Source organism: Sphingomonas sp. 2R-10, assembly GCF_030062225.1.
In the GTDB taxonomy this organism is placed as follows: domain Bacteria; phylum Pseudomonadota; class Alphaproteobacteria; order Sphingomonadales; family Sphingomonadaceae; genus Sphingomonas.
In genome coordinates this window covers 35,977-56,303 of sequence record NZ_JASCXF010000012.1, presented here as the reverse complement: position 1 = coordinate 56,303, position 20,327 = coordinate 35,977, and the positions used below count along the sequence as shown (strand labels likewise).

The following is a 20,327-nucleotide window of genomic DNA, read 5'->3' as shown; positions in this document are numbered from 1 at the left end:
AGTGGGGAGGAAGCATATGCGCGGAACAGCCGCCTGTCGTCTGGCAATCGGGGTATCGACGGTCGCGCTCCTGTCGGTCGGCGGACCTGCATGGGCACAGGATGCCGCCGCGACGCTCGGCGCGCCCGGCCCATCGGAAATCCAGGACGCACCCACGGCCGACGACGCAGATGGCGATGCGATCACCGTCACCGGCATCCGCGCCAGCCTTCGCGACGCGCTGAACATCAAGCGGAACGCGCAGGGCGTCGTCGACGCGATCAGCGCCGAGGACATCGGCAAGTTCCCCGACACCAACCTCGCCGAATCGCTTCAGCGCATCACCGGCGTGTCGATCGACCGCCAGAACGGCGAAGGATCGACCGTCACCGTGCGCGGCTTCGGTCCCGAATATAACCTCGTCGTACTGAACGGCCGCCAGTTGCCGACCTCGACGCTGGGCGACGGTGCCAGCGCGCCGGCCTCGCGCTCGTTCGACTTCGCCAACCTCGCGTCTGAAGGGATCGCCGGGGTCGAGGTGTACAAGACCGGCCGCGCCGCCGTGCCGTCGGGCGGCATCGGTTCGACGATCAACATCAAGACGCCCCGCCCGCTCGACCGTCCCGGCATCCGCGGATCGTTCGCCGCGCGTGGCGTGCTTGACACGTCGCAGAACGGCAAGGACCAGATCACGCCGGAACTGTCGGGCGTGTTCAGCACGACCTTCGGCAACGAGGACCAGTTCGGTTTCCTCGTGTCGGGCAGCTACCAGAAGCGCAACGCCAGCGTGAACACCGGCTCGGTCGGGTTCGGCAACTCGTTCCTCGGGACCGAGAACGACTGGGGCACGCTGGGTGCCGAGGGACCGAACGTCGTCAACCGTCCGGGACCCACCGACGTCTACGAAGTGCCGCAGAGCGCGGCGTACAACCTCACCGACATCCGCCGCGAGCGGATCAACGGGCAGGCGGTGCTGCAATACCGCCCGATCGAGTCGCTGACCGCGACGGTCGACTTCACCTATTCGCGCAACAAGGTGGAGGCGCGCGACAGCAGCGTCGGCATCTGGTTCAACTTCGGCGACACGTCGACCGAATGGACCGACGGCCCCGCCGCCGGCCCGGTCTTCTACACGGAGCGCTTCGGCCCGGGTAAGGACCTGTCGTACAGCGGGTCGCTGACCGCCAATGTCAGCGAGAACAAGTCGCTGGGCGGCAACCTGAAATGGGAGGCGCCGGGCGGCGTCACCGTCACGCTCGACGCGCATCATTCGACAGCGGAATCGAAGCCGACCAACCGCTTCGGCTCCAGCACCTCGGTCGGCTCGGCGATCTTCGGCGTCGCGTCGCAGACGGTCGACTTCACCAGGGACCTGCCGGTCATCTCGTACGTGATGCAGCCGGGCATCGACGCGCTCAATCCCGCGCTCATCAACGCCACCGGCAACTCGTTCCGCAATGCGTATTTCCGCGACGAGATCAATCAGGTGCAACTGAGCGGTCGCTACGACCATGACGGCAGCTTCCTCGATTCGATCGATTTCGGCTTCTCCTACGTCAACAACCAGGTCCGCTCGGCCTATGGCTTCGTCCAGAACGATACCTGGGGCGGCGTGGGCACCCCGGCGGACCTGCCCGACGACCTGTTCACCCGGGTCACGCTGCCCGACAAGTTCCGGGGCGTCGACGGGGCGAAGGACGGGATCATCCCGGCCTATTACCGGTTCGATTTCGAACGGATGGTCGACCTGCTCGACAGCCGCTTCGGCATCTGCGGCGGCGACGGCAACTGCCTCGCCAGCTTCGAGACCGATCGTCGCATCACCGAGAAGACGATCTCGCCCTTCATCCAGGTCAACAATAGCTTCGATCTGCTCGGCCGCCGTTCGCACCTGATCGCGGGTGTCCGCTACGACCAGACGACGGTAAATTCAGCCTCGCTGACGCCGATCCCGGTCGGCACCGCATGGGTCGCGCAGGGCGAGTTCAACGTCGTCTATTCGACGCAGAGCGATTTCCTGCCGAACAAGGGCAGCTACGATAACTGGCTCCCCGCGGTCGATTTCGACATCGAAGTGCTCGACAACGTCAAGCTGCGCGCATCGTACAGCCACACCATCACCCGCGCCGACTATAACAGCCTGCAGGGCGGCCTGACGCTCAACCGCCAGTTCGGCATCGCCGGCGGCGGCGGTCTGCAGGGCAACCCGAACCTCGTGCCGTTCCTGTCGAAGAACATCGACGTCTCGGCGGAATGGTATTATTCGCCGACCAGCTACGTGTCGGCGGGCTATTTCCGCAAGAACGTCAGCAACTTCATCAATTCGCAGGAGGTGCAGCGTTCGGCGTTCGACCTGCGCAACCCGGCCAACGGCCCGCGCTTCCGCGCGGCGCAGGCGGCACTGGGCGGGACGACCGACACCGGCCGCATCCGGGACTATATTCTGCGCAACTTCACGCAAGGGGTGGAGGTCGCCCGCAATGCCGCCGGGGCACCGATCCTCGACGTCAACGGCTATTACACCGGCCGCATCCTCGGCCTGCCCGAGGACGGGCTGGTCGATTTCCGGATCGGCACGCCGTTCAATTCGGACCAGACCGCGACGCTCGACGGCTTCGAGCTGGCGATTCAGCACAGCTTCTGGGAAACCGGCTTCGGCACGATCCTGAACTATACGATCGTGCGCGGCGACGCGAAGTTCAACAACGCGCTCGACCCCAATGTCGGGCAGTTCGCGCTGGCGGGCCTCAGCGACAGCGCCAACGCGGTGCTGTTCTACGACAAGAACGGGTTGCAGAGCCGCGTCGCATACAACTGGCGCGACAAGTTCTACGCCGGGGGCAATCCCAACCCGACCTATGTCGAAGCCTATGGCCAGATCGATGCGAGCATCAGCTACGAGTTCCGCAAGGGCCTGACCGTCTTCGCCGAAGCGATCAACCTGACCGGCGAAGGGCGGCGCGGCCATCGCCGCAACGAAAACTTCGTGACGTTCGCGCAGCCGGGTTTCGCGCGCTATACCGGCGGCGTCCGCTTCAGCTTCTGATGCGAAAGCGGTCCGGGGGCGGCGGCACGTTGCCGTCGCCCCGGCCAGGGAACGGGAAATGAGCGAGCGGATCAGGCGGATCGTGATCGTCGGCGGCGGCACCGCCGGCTGGCTGGCGGCGTGTCGCATCGCCGCCGCCGCCGACCCCCATGCCACCGATCCGCTGACCGTCACGCTGATCGAATCTCCCGACGTGCCGACGATCGGCGTCGGCGAGGGGACGTGGCCGACGATGCGCGGCACGCTGGCGAAGATCGGTATCGACGAGGCAACGTTCCTGCGCGCGGCCGATGCGAGCTTCAAGCAGGGCTCGCGCTTCGACGGATGGCGCAGCGGTGCGCCCGGCGACAGCTATTACCACCCCTTCACCGCGCCTGCCGACCTGTCCCCCGCCGACCTGCTGCGCGACTGGCAGCAGGGCAGCTTCGCCGCGCACGTCTCCGCGCAGCCGGCGGTGTGCGACGACCATCTCGCCCCGCGCCAGCCGGCGATGCCGCCCTATGCCGGGGCGCTCAATTATGGCTATCATCTCGATGCCGGCAAGCTGGCCGAGCTGCTGCGCGACACCGCCTGCGCCCGGCCGGGCGTGACCCATGTCCGCGACCATGTGACCGGCGTCGAGGCCGCGTCGAACGGCGACATCGCCGCCGTCGTCACCCGCACGGCGGGGAGGATCGCGGGCGACCTGTTCCTCGACTGCACCGGCCATGCCGCGCTGCTGATCGGCGGACATTACGGCATCGGCAGCATCGACCGTACCGACATCCTGTTCAACGACCGCGCGCTGGCGGTGCAGGTGCCGGTCGCCCCCGACAGCCCGATCGCGTCGCAGACCAACGCCACCGCGCACGATGCCGGCTGGATCTGGGACATCGGCCTGCCGTCGCGCCGCGGCGTGGGCTGCGTCTATGCCAGCACCTTCGCCAGCGACGACGAGGCCGCCGCCACGCTCGCCGCCTATCTCCGCCGCACCGCTGCCGGGGTCGATCCGGCAAGCCTCTCGTTCCGCCAGCTGCGCTTCCGCTCGGCACATCGCGAACGGTTCTGGCAGGACAACTGCCTCGCCATCGGCCTATCCGCAGGCTTCCTCGAACCGCTGGAGGCGTCGGCGATCGTCACGATCGAACTGTCGCTCGACGCGCTGCTCGACGGCTTCCCGACGGACCGGAGCGCGATGGTGCTGCACGCCCGCCGCTTCAACGCGCTGTTCCGCCACCGCTGGGACCGGATCGTCGATTTCCTGAAGCTCCATTATGTCCTGAGCGAGCGGGAAAGCCCCTATTGGCGCGCGCATCGCGATCCCGCCTCGATCCCGCCGGCGCTTGGCGATCTGCTGGCGCTGTGGCGGACGCAGCCGCCCTCGCCCGCCGACTTCACCCAGGCGAACGAGATTTTTCCGGCGGCCAGCCACCAATATGTGCTGTACGGCATGGGGATGACGCCCCCGCCCCCCGGCCTGCTGCGCCCCGACCGCCCCGATGCGGTGGCGGTGCTGCACCATATCCGTCAGCGCGCCCGTGCGCTGACCAGCAGCCTGCCGACGAACCGCGAATATCTGACCGCGCTCACCCGCGCCCCTGCCGAGGTTGCCCATGTCTGACCATCAGTTGCTGAACGTCGCCGCGCACCGCGACCTGCGCGTCCGGCGCGAACGATCGGCCGAGCTGGGCGACGCGGTGATGACCGCGCTGGTCGTGCCCGACGAGTTTCGGCAGGTGCAGGCAAGCTATCCGATCCTGTTCCGCCAGAACCGCGAACGCGACGGTTTCGTCGCGCTGGCGCTGTTCGGCTTCGACGCGGGCGAGAACCTGTTCCTCGAAGCCGACCGCTGGGACGCCCCCTATCTGCCGCTGTCGATCGATATCCAGCCGTTCCTGATCGGCGGCGCGCCCGGTGCCGACGCCACGCCAAAGGCCGTGGTCGACATGGCCAGCCCGCGCCTCGCCAGCGATGACGGCGTCCGGGTCTTCGATCGCGAAGGCCGCCCGTCGCCCTATCTCGACATCATCCTCGAACGGCTGGGGGCATTGGACGCGGGCTTTCGGGGGTCGGCGGCGTTCTTCGCCGCGCTCGACCGCTATCAGCTGCTCGAACCCTTCACGCTGGAAGTCACACTCGACAACGGCGCGACCAACCGGCTGGTCGGCTTCCACACGATCGCGGAGGAACGACTGGCCGAACTCGACGCCGCGACGCTGGGCAAGCTGAACGCCGACGGCCAACTGTTGCCGATCTACATGGCGGTCGCCTCGCTCGCCAACCTGCCCGCCCTGATCGCGCGCAAGAACCGTCGTGGCTGATCTGCCCGCCGTCGCCGAAGTGCAGGTGGCCGATGCCGCCGCGCTCGACCACCTGCTGCGCACCGCCACCGGGCCGTTCGTCGTCCGCGGCCTCGTCGCCGACTGGCCGCTGGTGCAGGCGGCAAGGCAATCGTCGCAGGCTGCCCGCGACTATCTGGTCACGCGGCACCGCGACGTGCCGTTCACCGTGTCGGTCGGACAGCCCGGCGGCGGCGGGCGGCTGTTCTACGACGACGCGATGCAAATGAACTTCGCCACGGTTCGCGCCAAGCTGCCCGATATCCTGGGGGAGATGGGCCGGGTCGAACAGGCCGCCGATCCGCGCGCCATCTACCTCGCCTCGATCGACATGCGCGGCTTTTTCGACGGGCTGGACGAGGCGAACCGGGTCGATCTGGGCAGCCGCGAACCGCTCGCCAGCATCTGGATCGGCACGCGCACCCGCATCGCCGCCCATAACGACCTGCCCGACAATCTCGCCTGCGTGGCGGCAGGCCGGCGGCGCTTCACGCTGTTCCCGCCCGACCAGTTCCGCAACCTGCATCTGGGACCGCTCGACAACACCCCCGCTGGACGCGCGGTGTCGATGGTCGATTTCAGCGCACCGGACGCCATCCGCCACCCGCGCTTCGCCGGGGCGCTGGCCCATGCGCAGGTCGCCGAGCTGGAACCGGGCGACGCGATCCACATTCCGGGACTGTGGTGGCATCATGTCGAAGGGCTGGCGCCGTTCAACATCCTCGTGAACTACTGGTGGCGCGATGCCCCGCGCTGGTTCGGCCAGCCGCAGGATGCGCTCCACCATGCGCTGCTCGCGATCCGCGACCTGCCGCCCGAACAAAAGCAGCACTGGCGCGAGGTGTTCGACCATTATGTCTTTGCCAACGACGATGGCGTGACCGCGCATATCCCGGCCGGCGGGCGCGGCGTGCTCGATCCGTTGACCGCCGAGAGTGCCGAGCGGCTGCGCAACTTCCTGCTGCGGCAGCTCGCCAAATGAACCCCGCGCCCACCCGCGTCGTCGTCGCCGGCGGCGGTACCGCCGGATGGATGGCGGCGGCGGCGATCGCGCGGATGATGGGCCGCACGGTCGAGGTCGTGCTGGTCGAATCCGAAGCGATCGGCACCGTCGGCGTCGGGGAATCGACCATCCCGCCGCTGGTCACCTACAACCGGCTGCTCGGCATCAACGAGGCCGAGTTCATGGCCGCCACGTCGGCGACCTTCAAGCTCGGCATCCTGTTCGACGGATGGAAGACCGCCGACAGTCGCTATTTCCATTCGTTCGGCACCACCGGGCGCGATCATTGGGCGGCAGGGTTCCAGCATTACTGGCTGAACGGACGGACACGCGGCCACGACCAGCCCTATGACGACTATTGCACCGAACTGGTCGCGGCGCTGCGGGGCAGGTTCGCGCATCTACCGGGCGATGCCACCAACTATGCCTATCAGCTCGATTCGGGACGCTACGCCCGGTTCCTGCGCACGATGGCCGAGCGCGACGGCACCACGCGGATCGAGGGGCGGATCGCGCGGGTCGAACTGGACGCGGAAACCGGCGATATCGCCGCGCTGCTGCTCGACGACGACCGGCGGGTGGCGGGCGACCTGTTCCTCGACTGCACCGGCTTTCGTGGCGTCCTGATCGAAGGGGCGCTGCACGCCGGCTATGACGACTGGACCCATTGGCTGCCCTGCGACGCGGCGATCGCGCTCCAGACCGAAAGCGTCGGCCCGCCGGTGCCCTACACCCGCGCGATGGCGCATGATGCCGGGTGGCAATGGCGCATCCCGTTGCAGCACCGGGTCGGCAACGGCATCGTCTATTGCAGCCGCTATCTCGATCGCGACGCCGCGCTCGGCCGGCTGACGAACAATGTCGAGGGCGCGGTGCTGACCGAACCCAATTTCCTGCGCTTCACCACCGGTGCCCGGCGGCGGCAATGGCATCGCAACTGCGTCGCCATCGGCCTGTCGGGCGGGTTCATGGAGCCGCTGGAATCGACCAGCATCCACCTGATCCAGCGCGCGGTGCTGCGGCTGGTCCGGCTGTTCCCGCAAGGGCGCATCAGCGCGGCCGACGTCGCCGAGTTCAACGACCAGCAGATGCAGGACATGGAGCAGATCCGCGACTTCCTGATCCTGCATTACAAGGTCACCGACCGCCGCGATTCGCCGTTCTGGCGGCAATGCGCCGACATGGACGTGCCCGACACGCTGGCGCAGAAGATCGACTTGTTCCGCCAGACCGGTCGGGTATTCCGCCGCAACGAGGAATTGTTCGGCGAGAATAGCTGGGTGCAGGTGATGATGGGGCAAGGGATCGTGCCGGAGCGGCATCACCCGCTGGCGGCGAAGCTGGGCGACGACGAAATCGACCGGCTGCTGTCGATGCTGCGCCGGCAGGTGACCGAGACGGTCGCGACGATGCCGCCGCACGGCGACTATGTCGCACGCTACTGCCCGGCGGATCGCGGCTGATGGCACCGCGTCGTCAGGGCGTGACGATCAAGCATGTCGCCGCCGATGCCGGGGTGTCGTTGCAGACGGTCAGCCGCGTCATCAACAACGAACCCAATGTCCGCCCGGAAATGGCGCGGCGGGTGCAGGAATCGATCGACCGGCTGGGCTATGTCCCGCTGATCGCGGCGCAGCGCATGGGCGGGTCGCGTTCGCGCCTGATCCTCGCGCTCAACGACCGCGACCGAACCATCTCCGGCTGGCAGAACCGCGAAGGCACCGACTGGGTCGACCAGATGCTGCTGGGTGGCATGCTGACGTGCAGCCCACACGGCTATCGCCTGATCCTCGAACTGGTCGACACGCATAGCGACCATATCGAACGCGAACTGTCCGCCGCGATCGGCGCGCTCCAGCCCGACGGCGTGATCCTGACCCCGCCGCATTCGCAGGACCCGCTGATCCTGAACCTGCTCGCCAGGCGCGGGATCAGCATCGCGCGGATCGGGTCGCGGGTGCCCGGCCCCGGCTTCTCGCTGACGATGGGGGACGATGCCGCGGCGCAGATGGTGACCGAACATCTGGTCGGGCTGGGCCATCGTCGCATCGGGTTCATCGAAGGCGCGCCGGACTACGAACTGAGCGGCTGGCGCATCGCGGGGTGGCGCGCGGCGATGGCGGCGGCGGGGCTGGCCGACGACCTGATCCAGCCGGGCGATTTCGGCTATGAATCCGGCCATGCCGCGGCCACCGCGCTGCTCGACGCCGCCGATCCGCCGACCGCGATCATCGCCAGCAGCGACCAGATGGCGATGGCGACGCTGACGCTGGCGAAGGAACGCGGGCTGGGGGTGCCGGACGACCTGTCGATCGTCAGCTTCGACGACACGCCCATCGTCCGCTTCGCCCAACCGCCGCTGACCGCGGTGACGCAGCCGATTGCAGAAGTTGCCGCACGCGCGGTAGAACGCATCATCGCCGAACAGCGCGACACCCTGCCCGCCGCCGAACCGGTATCGGTCGCCGCCGCCCTCAACCTGCGCGCCTCCACCGCTCCGCCACCCGTCAGGGTCTGATCCGCTGATGCGGAAACGTCACCCCAGCGAAGGCTGGGGTGACGTGCGGGGCACGGGACAACCGAACCCCCCGGCAAATAATTTCCTGCTATACGCCAGCTATACGGCTTTGCCGCCGATCGCTCTCGAATTGCTACGCGCCACGGGCCTAATCGCCCACCCCTGAAGGCACCGCCACGCGGCGGTCGCCGTATCCAGGGGTGATAGCATGAGGTTCCGTCCCGCGGCCGTTACGGTCGCATTCCTTCTCTGTCCGGTCGCCGCGATGGCGCAGGAGGCGCCGGCCGAACCCGACGCGCCGAGCGCCGTCACCATCAGCGGATCGGCGGCGATCGCATCCGATTACCGCTTCCGCGGCGTATCGCAATCCGATGGGGACATGGCGGTGCAGGGCGGCATCACCCTCGCCCATGACAGCGGCGGCTATGTCGGCATCTGGGCGTCGAACCTCGCCGGATGGGGCACGTTCGGCGGCGCGAACGTGGAACTGGACCTGATCGAGGGGTACAGGGCGAAGCTGTCCGACAACGCGACGCTCGACGTCGGGCTGACATGGTATCTGTACCCGGGCGGCGCCGACAAGACCGACTTCGCCGAACCCTATGCCAAGCTGACCGGCACCGCCGGCCCCGCGACGCTGACCGCGGGCGCGGCCTATGCCCCGAAACAGGAAGCGCTCGGCCGCTGGTATCGCAACGGCACCAGCGCGGCGAACGGCAGCTACCGGCCGGGTGCGAAGGACGACAACCTCTATCTCTGGGGCGACGGCGCCTATGCCGTCGCCGGCACGCCGATCACCGCCAGGGCGCATATCGGCCATGGCCGGGGACAGGACGGCCTCGGCCCCAATGCGACCGCGGTGTCGCCGACCGGATCCTACTGGGACTGGTCGATCGGGGCGGACGTCGCCTACCGCAACCTGACGCTGAACCTGTCGTGGGTCGATACCGACATATCGGACGGCGACGCCGCCTATCTGCGGCCCAGCTTCAGCCGCGGGCAGGACGGTTCGGGCAACATCGCCGGCAGCACGCTTCTCGCGTCGCTGACCGCCGCGTTCTGAGCGGGGAGCGGCACGATGGATGACGTCCTGTGGATCCTGTTCATGCTCGGGCTGCTGGCGACGACGCTCGCCTATGCCCGCCTGATCGACAATGCGTGAGGTGATGCGATGACCCTCGACCTCTGGCTGGCGGCCGTCGCCGCCTTCGGCCTGCTCGTCTATCTCGTGGCGGTCCTGATCCGCCCCGAACGCTTCTGAACGGAGGCACCCATGACCCTTGCCGGATGGGCCCTGATACTGGGCTTCGTCGCGATCCTGATCGCGCTCACCAAACCCGTCGGCCTGTGGCTGTTCGCCTTGTACGAAGGCCGCCGCACGCCGCTCCACCTCGTGCTCGGCCCCGTCGAGCGCAGCTTCTACCGACTGTCGGGCATCGACCCGCAGGTCGAGCAGTCGTGGCGGCGCTACGCGCTGCACATGCTGCTGTTCAATGCGATGCTGATGGCCTTCACCTACGCCGTGTTGCGGCTGCAGGGCGTGCTGCCCGGCAATCCGCAGGGGCTGCCCGGCCTGTCGCCGCACCTCGCGTTCAACACCGCGATCAGCTTCACCGCCAATACCAACTGGCAGAGCTATGCCGGTGAATCGACGATGTCGAACCTCAGCCAGATGCTGGGGCTGACCATCCACAATTTCCTGTCGGCGGCGACCGGCATCGCGCTCGCCTTCGCGCTGTTCCGCGGCTTTGCCCGGCGACAGGCGCAGACGATCGGCAATTTCTGGGCCGACATGACGCGGGTAACGCTGTACCTGCTACTGCCCCTCGCCATCGCCTACGCGCTGTTCCTGATCGCCAGCGGCGTGCCGCAGACGATGGCAGGCGTGGTCGACGTGACGACGCTGGAGGGGTCGAAGCAGTCGCTGCTGCTCGGCCCCGTCGCCAGCCAGGAAGCGGTCAAGATGCTCGGCACCAATGGTGGTGGCTTCTTCAATGCCAATTCGGCGCACCCGTTCGAAAACCCGACCGCGCTGACCAATCTGGTCCAGATGCTGTCGATCTTCCTGATCGGCTTCGGCCTGACCTGGACCTTCGGCAAGGCGGTGGGCAATCCGCGTCAGGGCTGGGCGATCCTCGCGGCGATGACGTTCCTGTTCCTCGCCGGCGTCACCGTCACCTACTGGCAGGAGGCGGCCGGCAATCCGGTACTGCACGCGCTGGGCACCGCCGGCGGAAATATGGAGGGCAAGGAGGTCCGCTTCGGCGTCGCCGCCTCCGCGCTGTTCTCGGTCGTCACCACCGCCGCCTCGTGCGGCGCGGTCAACGCGATGCACGACAGCTTCACCTCGCTCGGCGGCATGATCCCGCTGTTCAACATGCAGCTGGGCGAGGTCGTGATCGGCGGCGTGGGCGCGGGCATCTACGGCTTCCTGCTGTTCGCGATCCTTACGGTGTTCGTCGCAGGGCTGATGGTCGGCCGCACGCCCGAATATGTCGGCAAGAAGATCGAAGCGCGGGAGGTCAAGCTCGCCGTCCTCGCCATCGCCGTCCTGCCGCTGATGATCCTCGGCTTCACGTCGCTGTCGTCGGTGCTCGAACAGGGGCTGGCGGGGCCGCTGAACAAGGGGCCGCACGGCTTTTCCGAGATCCTCTACGCCTTCACCAGCGCGGTCGCGAACAACGGATCGGCCTTTGCCGGCCTGACCGCCAACACGCCTTATTACAACGGCCTGATGGGCGTCGCGATGTGGATCGGCCGGTTCTTCATCATCGTGCCGATGCTGGCGATCGCCGGCAGCCTGGCGGCCAAGCGCTACACGCCGGAAAGCGCAGGCTCGTTCCCGACGACCGGCGCGCTGTGGGTGGGACTGCTGGTCGGCATCATCCTGATCGTCGGCGGCCTCACCTTCCTGCCGAGCCTCGCGCTCGGTCCCATCGCCGATCATCTCGCGATGATCCGCGGCCAATCGTTCTGACAAGGGGGCCATCGTGGCGAAGACCCAATCGCAAAGCCTGTTCACGGCCGACCTTGTGTTGCCGGCGTGCCGGGCGTCGTTCGCAAAGCTCAACCCCGCCGAACTGATCCGCAACCCGGTGATGTTCGTCACCGCCGCCGTCGCGGCATTGATGACGGTCCTGCTGGTGGTCGGACAGGACGACCTGACCATCGGCTTCAAGCTGCAACTGGTCGTGTGGCTGTGGCTGACGGTGCTGTTCGGCACCTTTGCCGAGGCGCTGGCCGAAGGGCGCGGCAAGGCGCAGGCCGCCTCGCTGCGCGCGGCCAAGGCCGAACTGATCGCCAAACGGCTGATCGGCGACGGCCCGCACCACGACAGCGTCCCCGCGAGCCAGCTGACGGTCGGCGACGTCGTGCTGGTCGGCACCGGCGACCTGATCCCGTCCGATGGCGAAGTGATCGCCGGGGTGGCTTCGGTCAACGAAGCCGCGATTACCGGCGAAAGCGCGCCGGTGATCCGCGAGGCGGGCGGCGATCGCTCCGCCGTCACTGCCGGCACCCGTGTCATCTCCGATGAAATCCGCGTCCGGGTGACGGTGGAGCCGGGCAAGGGCTTCCTCGACCGCATGATCGCGCTGGTCGAGGGGGCGGAGCGGCAGAAGACGCCGAACGAGGTCGCGCTGACGCTGCTGCTGGTGGGGCTCACGATCATCTTCCTGATCGCGGTCGCGACCATTCCGGGGTTTGCGTCCTATGCCGGCGGCAGCATCCCGGTCGCGGTGCTGGCGGCGTTGCTCATCACGCTGATCCCCACCACCATCGCCGCATTGCTGTCGGCGATCGGCATTGCCGGCATGGACCGGCTGGTCCGCTTCAACGTGCTCGCCAAGTCGGGCCGTGCGGTCGAGGCGGCGGGCGATGTCGACGTGCTGCTGCTCGACAAGACCGGCACGATCACCATCGGCGACCGGCAGGCGAGCGAGTTCCGCGCGGTCGGCGGCGCTGGCGAGGCCGAACTCGCCGAGGCCGCGCTGCTCGCCAGCCTCGCCGATGAAACGCCCGAGGGCCGCTCGATCGTCGTGCTGGCGAAGGAACGCTTCGCGCTGCAACGCGCGATGCCCGCCGATGCGGAGGTGATCCCGTTCACCGCGCAGACCCGCGTGTCGGGCATCCGCATCGGCGACATGCTGGTGCAGAAGGGCGCGGTCGATTCGATCCTGCGCGCCCATCCCGGATCGGGCGAGACCGCCGCCGCCACCGAGCTGCGCCGCGTGACCGACGAGATCGCCCGCGCCGGCGGCACGCCGCTGGCGGTCGCCTGTAACGGTCGTCTGCTCGGCGCGATCTTCCTGAAGGATGTGGTGAAGGCCGGCATCCGCGAACGCTTCGGCGAACTGCGCGCGATGGGCATCCGCACGGTGATGATTACCGGCGACACCCCCCTCACCGCCGCCGCCATCGCTGCCGAGGCCGGGGTCGACGACTTCCTCGCGCAGGCGACGCCGGAGGACAAGCTGGCACTGATCCGCAAGGAACAGCAGGGCGGCAAGCTGGTCGCGATGTGCGGCGACGGCACCAACGACGCCCCTGCCCTCGCCCAGGCCGATGTCGGCGTGGCGATGAACACGGGCACGCAGGCGGCGCGCGAGGCGGGCAACATGGTCGACCTCGACAGCGATCCCACCAAGCTGATCGAGGTCGTGGGGCTGGGCAAGCAGCTGCTGATGACCCGCGGTGCGCTCACCACCTTCTCGGTCGCCAACGATGTCGCCAAATATTTCGCGATCATCCCGGCGATGTTCGTAACGCTCTATCCGGGTCTGGGGGTGCTCAACGTCATGGGGCTGGCCACACCCGAAAGCGCGATCCTGTCGGCGATCATCTTCAACGCGCTCATCATCCCGCTGCTCGTGCCGCTGGCGCTCAAGGGCGTGGCGTATCGCCCCATGGCGGCCGGGCCCCTGCTCGCTCGCAACCTCGCCGTCTACGGCCTCGGCGGCCTCATCGCGCCGTTCATCGGCATCAAGATCATCGACCTGCTGGTCGGTGGCCTCGGCCTCGCATAAGGAACATCATCATGGGCAAAGACCTCTCGTCCGCGCTGCGTCCCGTCATCGTGATGACGATCCTGTTCACAGCCTTGCTCGGCATCGGCTATCCGCTGGCGATGACCGGGCTCGGCCAGCTGTTGTTCCCCGCACAGGCCAATGGCAGCCTCGTCCGCGGCTCCGATGGCGCGGTGATCGGGTCGGGCGTCGTCGGACAGGCCTTCGTCACCGACCGCTATTTCCAGACGCGTCCGTCCGCCGCCGGCAAGGGCTATGACGGCCTCGCCTCGTCGGGCTCCAACCTCGGCCCGACCAGCAGGGCGCTGGTCGACCGGGTGACGGGCGACGTCGAGCGGGCGCGTGCGCAAGGCGTCACCGGTCCGCTCCCCGCCGATCTGGTGACCGCCAGCGGATCGGGGCTCGACCCCGATCTGTCGCCTGCTTCGGCACAGGCACAGGTCGCCCGCATCGCCCGCGTCCGCGGCATCCCATCCGGGCGCGTGCGGACGCTGGTCGTTGAGCACACCGAAACCTCGCTGTTCGGCGATCCGCACGTCAACGTGCTGGCGCTCAACCGCGCGCTAGACGCGCTGCGCTGAACCGATGCAGCCACGCCGTCCCGATCCCGAAGCGCTGTTGCGCGCGGCGGCGCAGGAAGGACGGGGGCGGCTGAAGATCTTCCTCGGTGCCGCGCCGGGGGTCGGCAAGACCTGTGAAATGCTGTCGGAGGGCATGGCCCGCCGCCGCGACGGGGTCGACGTCGTCATCGGCGTGGTCGAAACGCACGGCCGCACCGAGACCGAGGCGCTGACCCGTGGCCACGAAATCGTGCCGCGCCGCGAGGTCGCGTACGAAGGCCGGACCCTGCGGGAGATGGACCTCGACGCGATCCTCGCCCGCGCGCCGCGGCTGGTGCTGGTCGACGAGCTCGCCCACACCAATGCGCCGGGCAGCCGCCATCCGAAGCGGCATCAGGATGTCGCCGAGCTGCTCGCCGCCGGGATCGACGTCTATTCGACGGTCAATATCCAGCACGTCGAGAGCCTGAACGACGTCGTCGCCAGCTTCACCCGCGTCCGGGTCCGCGAAACCGTCCCCGACAGCGTGTTCGAAACGGCGGAGATCGAGGTCGTCGACATCCCGCCCGACGAACTGATCGAGCGGTTGAAGGCGGGCAAGGTCTATCTCCCGCAGGAAGCGACCCGTGCGCTCGGCCATTTCTTCTCCAAATCCAACCTGTCGGCGCTGCGCGAACTGGCGCTGCGGCGCGCGGCGCAGGCGGTCGATGCACGGATGCTCGACGACGTCCGCGCGCTGGGCCTGGGCGGGACATGGGCGGGCGGCGACCGCATCGTCGTGGCGATCAACGAACTGCCCGGCTGCGACGCGCTGGTCCGTGCCGCCAAGCGGGTCGCCGACGGCCTGCGGGGCCCGTGGACCGCGCTGTTCGTCGACACCCCGCGCACCGCCCAGTTCACCGACGAAGACCATGCCCGTCTCGCCGCGACCATGACGCTGGCCGCACAGCTGGGCGCCGCCGTCGCCACCGTCCCCGCCCCCAATGCCGTGGAGGGTATCCAGTCGTTCCTGACCGACGCCCGCGCCACGCAGCTGGTGATCGGCAAGTCGCACCGCTCGCGCTGGTTCGAACTGCGCCACGGGTCGGTAGTCGATCGGCTGATCCGCGACACACCCGGCGTCACGGTCCACGTCCTGCCGATGCCCGCCGCGTCCGATGCCGGCCGCGTGGCCGGTCGTCGCCATCGCCAGCCGGGCACGCCGGTCGGATATGCGGTGACGACCTTCCTCGTCGCCGCGATCACCGGCATCGCCACCGCGCTGTTCCACATCCTCGACCTCGGCAACGTCGCGCTGCTGTACCTGTTGCCGGTGATGGTCGCCGCCAGCCTGTACGGGCTGCGCACCGGCCTCTACGCCGGCCTCGTCTCCAGCCTCGCCTACAACTTCTTCTTCCTGCCGCCGGTCGGCACGTTCAGCGTGAACAATCCTGAGAATATCCTCTCGGTCTTCGTGCTGCTCGGCATCGCCTTCGCCACCAGCCAGCTGACCGGCCGCGTCCGGGCACAGGCCGACCTTGCGACCGCCGGCGCGCGGACCAACGCCACGCTCGCCGGGTTCGTGCGCCAGATCGCCGCCGTCAACGACCGCGACGTGGCGGCACAGATGATCTGCGACGATCTGCGCCGGCTGTTGCAGGTGCAGGTCGTGCTGCTGTCCGCCGCGCCCGGCGGGTCGCTCGACGTGCTCGCCGCCAGCGACCCCGGCTACCGGCTCGACACGATGGACCTCGCCGCGGCCCGGTGGGCGTTCGACACCGGATCGCCCGCCGGCAAGGGATCGGGCACGCTCGCCGCGTCCGAATGGCTGTTCCAGCCGCTCAAGGTGGGCGACCGGGTGTTGGGCGTCCTCGGCGTCGCGAACGAAGCGGGCGGCGATCCGGTGCGGGCCGACCGCCTGCCGCTGCTCAGCAGCCTGGTCGATCAGTCGGCGCTGGTGCTCGAACGGCTGCGCTTGCAGGCGGAGATGCGCGACGTCGATGTCGTGCGCACCCGCGACCGGCTGCGCGCGGCGCTGCTGTCCTCGGTCAGCCACGACCTGCGCACCCCGCTGACCGCTGTCATCGCCGCCGCCGCACAGCTGCGCGACGGCGCCACCCCCGAACTGATCGGCACGATCGAGAGCGAGGCGGCACGCCTCAACCGCTTCGTCGCCAACCTGCTCGACATGGCGCGGGTCGAGGCCGGCGCACTGAAGCTGAACGTCGAGGCGACCGACCTCGGCGACGCGGTCGCCGGTGCTGCCCATGATGCCCGGCGCGCGCTGGAGGGGCACGACGTGCGCCTCGACGTGCCGCCCGACCTGCCGCTGGTGCGCGTCGATCCGCAGCTGCTGCACCATTGCCTCCTCAACCTGCTCGACAATGCCGGCCGCTATGGCGATCCGGGGACCGGGATCGTGGTGGAGGGGCGCAACCGCTTCGGCGAACTGCGCCTCGCCGTCCTCGACCATGGCCCCGGCCTGCCGCCGGGACGCGAGGGCGAAGTGTTCGAAACCTTCCGCCGGCTCGAAGGGTCGGATCGCGTCGCCGGCGGCACCGGCCTCGGCCTCGCCATCGTCAAGGCCTTTGCCGAAGCCATGGGGCTGGACGTAGAGGCCGGCAACCGCGCAGATACCAGCGGTGCCGCCTTCACCCTGATCTTCCCCGCCGCGCTGATCGTCCGCGATCCCCTGCCCGAAAGCCTCGCCTGACATGCCCGCCCGGATTCTCGTCGTCGACGACGACGCCGCCATTCGCCGCCTGCTGCGCAACACGCTGGTACGCGCGGGCCATGACGTGATCGAGGCGGGCGATGGCAGGACCGCGCTGCGCCACGCGGCGGCCGGGCATCCCGATGCGGTACTACTCGACCTAGGCCTGCCCGACCGTGACGGGCTCGGCCTGATCCCCTTGCTTCGCGCGGCGGGCGAAGCGGTGATCCTCGTCGTCTCCGCCCGCGACGCGGTGGAGGAAAAGGTGACCGCGCTCGACCTCGGCGCCGACGATTTCGTGACCAAGCCGTTCGACACCGACGAACTGCTCGCGCGGCTGCGCGTGGCGTTGCGCCACCGCGAACGCTCCGGGGCACCGCCGCACATCGTCCGCCGCGGCGACCTGACCATCGACTTCGACACCCGTACCGTGCGCCGCGGCGACACCGACCTGCATCTGACCCGCAAGGAATATGACGTGCTGGGCCTGCTCGCCCGCCATATTGGTCGCGTCGTCACCCATGATCGCATCCTCACCACCTGCTGGAGCGGCGGCGAGGACCCGCGCATCGAATATCTGCGCATCATCATCCGCAACCTTCGCCAGAAGCTGGAGCCGCCGGGCGCGATCGGCAGCGTGATCGCCAACGAACTCGGCGTCGGCTACCGCCTGCGCGCCGACGGATAGCTGCGCGACCGGTATCGACAAACGCCGGGGACGCTGCGATTGTGAACGTTCATCCGTTCAGAAAGTCCCCGATGCACGTCCTTCGTCGTCCCGCGCTGCTGCTCGGCACCGCCCTGCTCGCCATTGCCGCCCCCGCCCTCGCCCAGACGACCAACAACGCGCCCAAAGCTGCCGCCGGACCCACCGACGGCCCGCAGCAGCGCCCGTGGATGAACCCGGCGCTGGACTCGTCCGCGCGAACCGAGCTGGTGCTCAGGGAGATGACGCTCGACGAGAAGCTGCAGCTGACCTTCGGCTATTTCTCGACCACGGCCGAATGGCAGCGCAGCCCGATCAAGAACTGGCAGATGCCCAGGGACGGCCTGCCCGATTCCGCCGGCATCGTCCCCGGCATCCCGCGCCTTGGCATCCCCAGCCAGTGGCAGACCGATGCCGGTATCGGCGTCGCTACCCAGCGCAGCGCCACGCCGCGGCTGCGCACCTCGCTTCCGTCGGGCATCGCCACCGCCGCGACGTGGAACCCCGACCTTGCCGAAGCGGGCGGCGCGATGATCGGGAACGAGGCGTATCTGTCGGGCTTCAACGTCCAGCTCGCCGGCGGCATGAACCTGATGCGCGAACCGCGCAACGGGCGGAACTTCGAATATGGCGGAGAGGACCCGCTGCTCGCCGGCATAATCACCGGTCGCGAGATCAAGGGCATCCAGTCGCAGAACGTCGTGTCGACGATGAAGCACTTCGCTTTCAACGGGCAGGAGACGAACCGCTTCAACATCGACCACCGCATCGGCGAACAGGCCGCGCGCCAGTCGGACCTGCTGGCGTTCGAGATCGCGCTGGAAACCGGCAATCCGGGATCGGTGATGTGCGCCTATAACCGCGTCAACGGCTTCTACGCGTGCGAGAATGACTGGCTGCTCAACCAGACGCTGAAGCAGGACTGGGGCTACAAGGGGTTCGTCATGTCGGACTGGGGCGCGACCCATTCGACGACGCAGGCCGCCAATTCCGGGCTCGACCAGCAATCGGGCTGGGCATTCGATCGCTCGCCCTATTTCGCCGACGCGCTGCGCGAGGCGGTGAACAACGGCTATGTGTCGCAGGATCGCGCGACCGACATGGCCCGCCGTATCCTGTGGGCGATGTTCGACAACGGCCTGTTCGACAGGCCGGTGGCGGGCGACCGCGCGACGACGATCGATTATGCCGCCCACGCCGCCGTCACCCGCGCGGATGCCGAAGAAGGCATCGTCCTGCTGAAGAACAGCGCCGGGCTCCTGCCGCTCGCCGGCACCGCCAGATCGATCCTGCTGATCGGCGCACACGCCGATGTCGGCGTCCTGTCGGGTGGCGGGTCGAGCCAGGTCTATCCCCACGGCGGCCCGGTCAACGGCCTTGCCGTCCCCGACGAGTTTCCCGGCGGCTTTCCCGGCCCCAGGCTCTACCACCCGTCTTCACCGATGAAGGCGTTGCAGGCCCGCACCCGCGCGACGGTCACCTATCTCGATGGCAAGGACGCCAAGGCAGCGGCAGCGGCAGCGCGCAAGGCCGATGTCGTGATCGTGTTCGGCGAACAATGGACCGGCGAATCGATCGATGCGCCGGACCTGAACCTGCCCGACAACCAGGACGCGCTGATCGACGCCGTCGCGCGCGCCAACAAGCGGACGGTGGTCGTGCTCGAAGCCGGCGGCCCGGTGCTGATGCCGTGGCTGGGCAAGGTCGGCGCGGTGCTGGCGGCATGGTATCCGGGCACCTCGGGCGGCGAGGCGATCGCCCGCGTGCTGACCGGTGAGGTCAATCCCTCGGGCCACCTCCCCGCGACCTTCCCCGCCGCGCTGTCGCAGTTGCCGCGTCCGGTGATCGAGGGCGATCCAAAGCTCGACCGCGATTCGCATCCGATGGGCAATTACGACATCGAAGGGGCGGCGGTCGGGTACAAATGGTTCGACCGCACCGGCGCCAGGCCGCTGTTCCCGTTCGGTCATGGCCTGTCCTATACCAGCTTCGCGCTGCACGGCCTGACCGCGACACCGGCCGGCAAGACCGTGCAGGCGCGCTTTACCATCACCAACACCGGCAAGGTCCGCGGCAAGGGGCTGGCACAGCTCTACGTCGCCGGTACCGGTTGGGAAGCGCCCAAGCGGCTAGGCGGTTTCTCGAAGGTCGATCTGGCACCGGGCGAGAGCCGGACGATCAGCCTGACGATCGATCCCCGGTTGCTGGCGACGTTCGACAGCACGACCCGCGGCTGGAAGATCGCGGGCGGCGATTATCAACTGCTGCTGGCGCATTCCGCGACCGATATCGCCCGGCGGGCGACCGTGCGTCTCGCCGCGACTACGCTCGACAAGCGCGGGCGCTGACCCACGGCCGGGTATCCCAAAAACTGGCATCCTCGGCTCGTCCAACGCAAGCTCGTCACTCCCGCGACGGCGGGAGTCCATACACGCTGATGTCACGGCTCCGGTCGAAACGTCAGCGGCTATGGATTCCCGT

Annotated in this window: 14 protein-coding genes; all 14 read left to right on the top strand. The window is 68.4% G+C overall.

What is annotated here, in order from left to right; translation table 11 throughout:
• Nucleotides 1-16: 16 nt before the first annotated feature.
• A complete protein-coding gene (locus QLH51_RS07430) occupies nt 17-3,025 on the top strand; it encodes a TonB-dependent receptor (RefSeq protein WP_125655755.1) in 3,009 nt (1,002 codons plus the stop codon).
• Nucleotides 3,026-3,083: 58 nt separating this feature from the next.
• Nucleotides 3,084-4,625 carry a tryptophan halogenase family protein gene (locus QLH51_RS07425; RefSeq protein ID WP_125655757.1) on the top strand — a complete coding sequence of 514 codons (1,542 nt, stop codon included), beginning with the start codon at nt 3,084-3,086 and terminating at the stop codon, nt 4,623-4,625.
• Nucleotides 4,618-5,325, top strand: a complete 708-nt coding sequence (locus tag QLH51_RS07420; protein ID WP_125655759.1) for a SapC family protein — start codon at nt 4,618-4,620, stop codon at nt 5,323-5,325. The genes QLH51_RS07425 and QLH51_RS07420 overlap by 8 nt, the downstream gene beginning before the upstream one ends.
• Complete coding sequence (locus tag QLH51_RS07415; protein WP_125655761.1) at nt 5,318-6,325, top strand: cupin-like domain-containing protein; 1,008 nt, start codon at nt 5,318-5,320, stop codon at nt 6,323-6,325. Before QLH51_RS07420 ends, QLH51_RS07415 begins: the two co-directional genes overlap by 8 nt.
• Nucleotides 6,322-7,809, top strand: coding sequence for a tryptophan halogenase family protein (locus tag QLH51_RS07410; protein WP_125655763.1), 1,488 nt, complete (start codon nt 6,322-6,324; stop codon nt 7,807-7,809). The genes QLH51_RS07415 and QLH51_RS07410 overlap by 4 nt, the downstream gene beginning before the upstream one ends.
• Nucleotides 7,809-8,864 (top strand): LacI family DNA-binding transcriptional regulator, encoded by a 1,056-nt coding sequence (locus tag QLH51_RS07405; RefSeq protein WP_206428892.1) that lies wholly within the window; start codon nt 7,809-7,811, stop codon nt 8,862-8,864. Before QLH51_RS07410 ends, QLH51_RS07405 begins: the two co-directional genes overlap by 1 nt.
• A 208-nt stretch (nt 8,865-9,072) precedes the next feature.
• Entirely contained in the window at nt 9,073-9,927 is an 855-nt protein-coding gene (locus QLH51_RS07400; RefSeq protein ID WP_125655767.1) for a TorF family putative porin, read from the top strand.
• Between the two features lie 108 nt (nt 9,928-10,035).
• Entirely contained in the window at nt 10,036-10,125 is a 90-nt protein-coding gene (gene kdpF, locus QLH51_RS07395) for a K(+)-transporting ATPase subunit F (protein WP_125655769.1), read from the top strand.
• 12 nt (nt 10,126-10,137) lie between these two features.
• Complete coding sequence (gene kdpA, locus QLH51_RS07390; RefSeq protein WP_125655771.1) at nt 10,138-11,841, top strand: potassium-transporting ATPase subunit KdpA; 1,704 nt, start codon at nt 10,138-10,140, stop codon at nt 11,839-11,841.
• A gap of 10 nt (nt 11,842-11,851) precedes the next feature.
• The gene (gene kdpB, locus QLH51_RS07385) at nt 11,852-13,888 is read left to right on the top strand and encodes a potassium-transporting ATPase subunit KdpB (RefSeq protein WP_443018821.1); all 2,037 of its coding nucleotides are present in this window, start codon (nt 11,852-11,854) and stop codon (nt 13,886-13,888) included.
• Nucleotides 13,889-13,899: 11 nt separating this feature from the next.
• On the top strand, nt 13,900-14,469 hold the full coding sequence (gene kdpC / locus QLH51_RS07380; protein WP_125655775.1) for a potassium-transporting ATPase subunit KdpC: 570 nt from the start codon (nt 13,900-13,902) through the stop codon (nt 14,467-14,469).
• A 4-nt stretch (nt 14,470-14,473) separates the two neighbouring features.
• Entirely contained in the window at nt 14,474-17,140 is a 2,667-nt protein-coding gene (locus tag QLH51_RS07375) for a sensor histidine kinase (protein WP_125655778.1), read from the top strand.
• A gap of 1 nt (nt 17,141) precedes the next feature.
• Complete coding sequence (locus QLH51_RS07370; protein ID WP_125655781.1) at nt 17,142-17,828, top strand: response regulator transcription factor; 687 nt, start codon at nt 17,142-17,144, stop codon at nt 17,826-17,828.
• 71 nt (nt 17,829-17,899) lie between these two features.
• Nucleotides 17,900-20,194, top strand: a complete 2,295-nt coding sequence (locus QLH51_RS07365; protein ID WP_125655784.1) for a beta-glucosidase family protein — start codon at nt 17,900-17,902, stop codon at nt 20,192-20,194.
• Nucleotides 20,195-20,327: the final 133 nt, after the last annotated feature.

Excerpts from the sequence above, each read along its gene's own strand:
- QLH51_RS07425 (WP_125655757.1), top strand. The coding sequence starts at position 3,084 with ATGAGCGAGCGGATCAGGCGGATCGTGATCGTCGGCGGCGGCACCGCC.
- QLH51_RS07410 (WP_125655763.1), top strand. The coding sequence starts at position 6,322 with ATGAACCCCGCGCCCACCCGCGTCGTCGTCGCCGGCGGCGGTACCGCC.
- QLH51_RS07420 (WP_125655759.1), top strand. The coding sequence starts at position 4,618 with ATGTCTGACCATCAGTTGCTGAACGTCGCCGCGCACCGCGACCTGCGC.
- kdpF (WP_125655769.1), top strand. The coding sequence starts at position 10,036 with ATGACCCTCGACCTCTGGCTGGCGGCCGTCGCCGCCTTCGGCCTGCTC.
- kdpA (WP_125655771.1), top strand. The coding sequence starts at position 10,138 with ATGACCCTTGCCGGATGGGCCCTGATACTGGGCTTCGTCGCGATCCTG.
- QLH51_RS07430 (WP_125655755.1), top strand. The coding sequence starts at position 17 with ATGCGCGGAACAGCCGCCTGTCGTCTGGCAATCGGGGTATCGACGGTC.
- QLH51_RS07375 (WP_125655778.1), top strand. The coding sequence starts at position 14,474 with ATGCAGCCACGCCGTCCCGATCCCGAAGCGCTGTTGCGCGCGGCGGCG.
- QLH51_RS07365 (WP_125655784.1), top strand. The coding sequence starts at position 17,900 with ATGCACGTCCTTCGTCGTCCCGCGCTGCTGCTCGGCACCGCCCTGCTC.
- kdpC (WP_125655775.1), top strand. The coding sequence starts at position 13,900 with ATGGGCAAAGACCTCTCGTCCGCGCTGCGTCCCGTCATCGTGATGACG.
- QLH51_RS07400 (WP_125655767.1), top strand. The coding sequence starts at position 9,073 with ATGAGGTTCCGTCCCGCGGCCGTTACGGTCGCATTCCTTCTCTGTCCG.
- QLH51_RS07405 (WP_206428892.1), top strand. The coding sequence starts at position 7,809 with ATGGCACCGCGTCGTCAGGGCGTGACGATCAAGCATGTCGCCGCCGAT.
- QLH51_RS07370 (WP_125655781.1), top strand. The coding sequence starts at position 17,142 with ATGCCCGCCCGGATTCTCGTCGTCGACGACGACGCCGCCATTCGCCGC.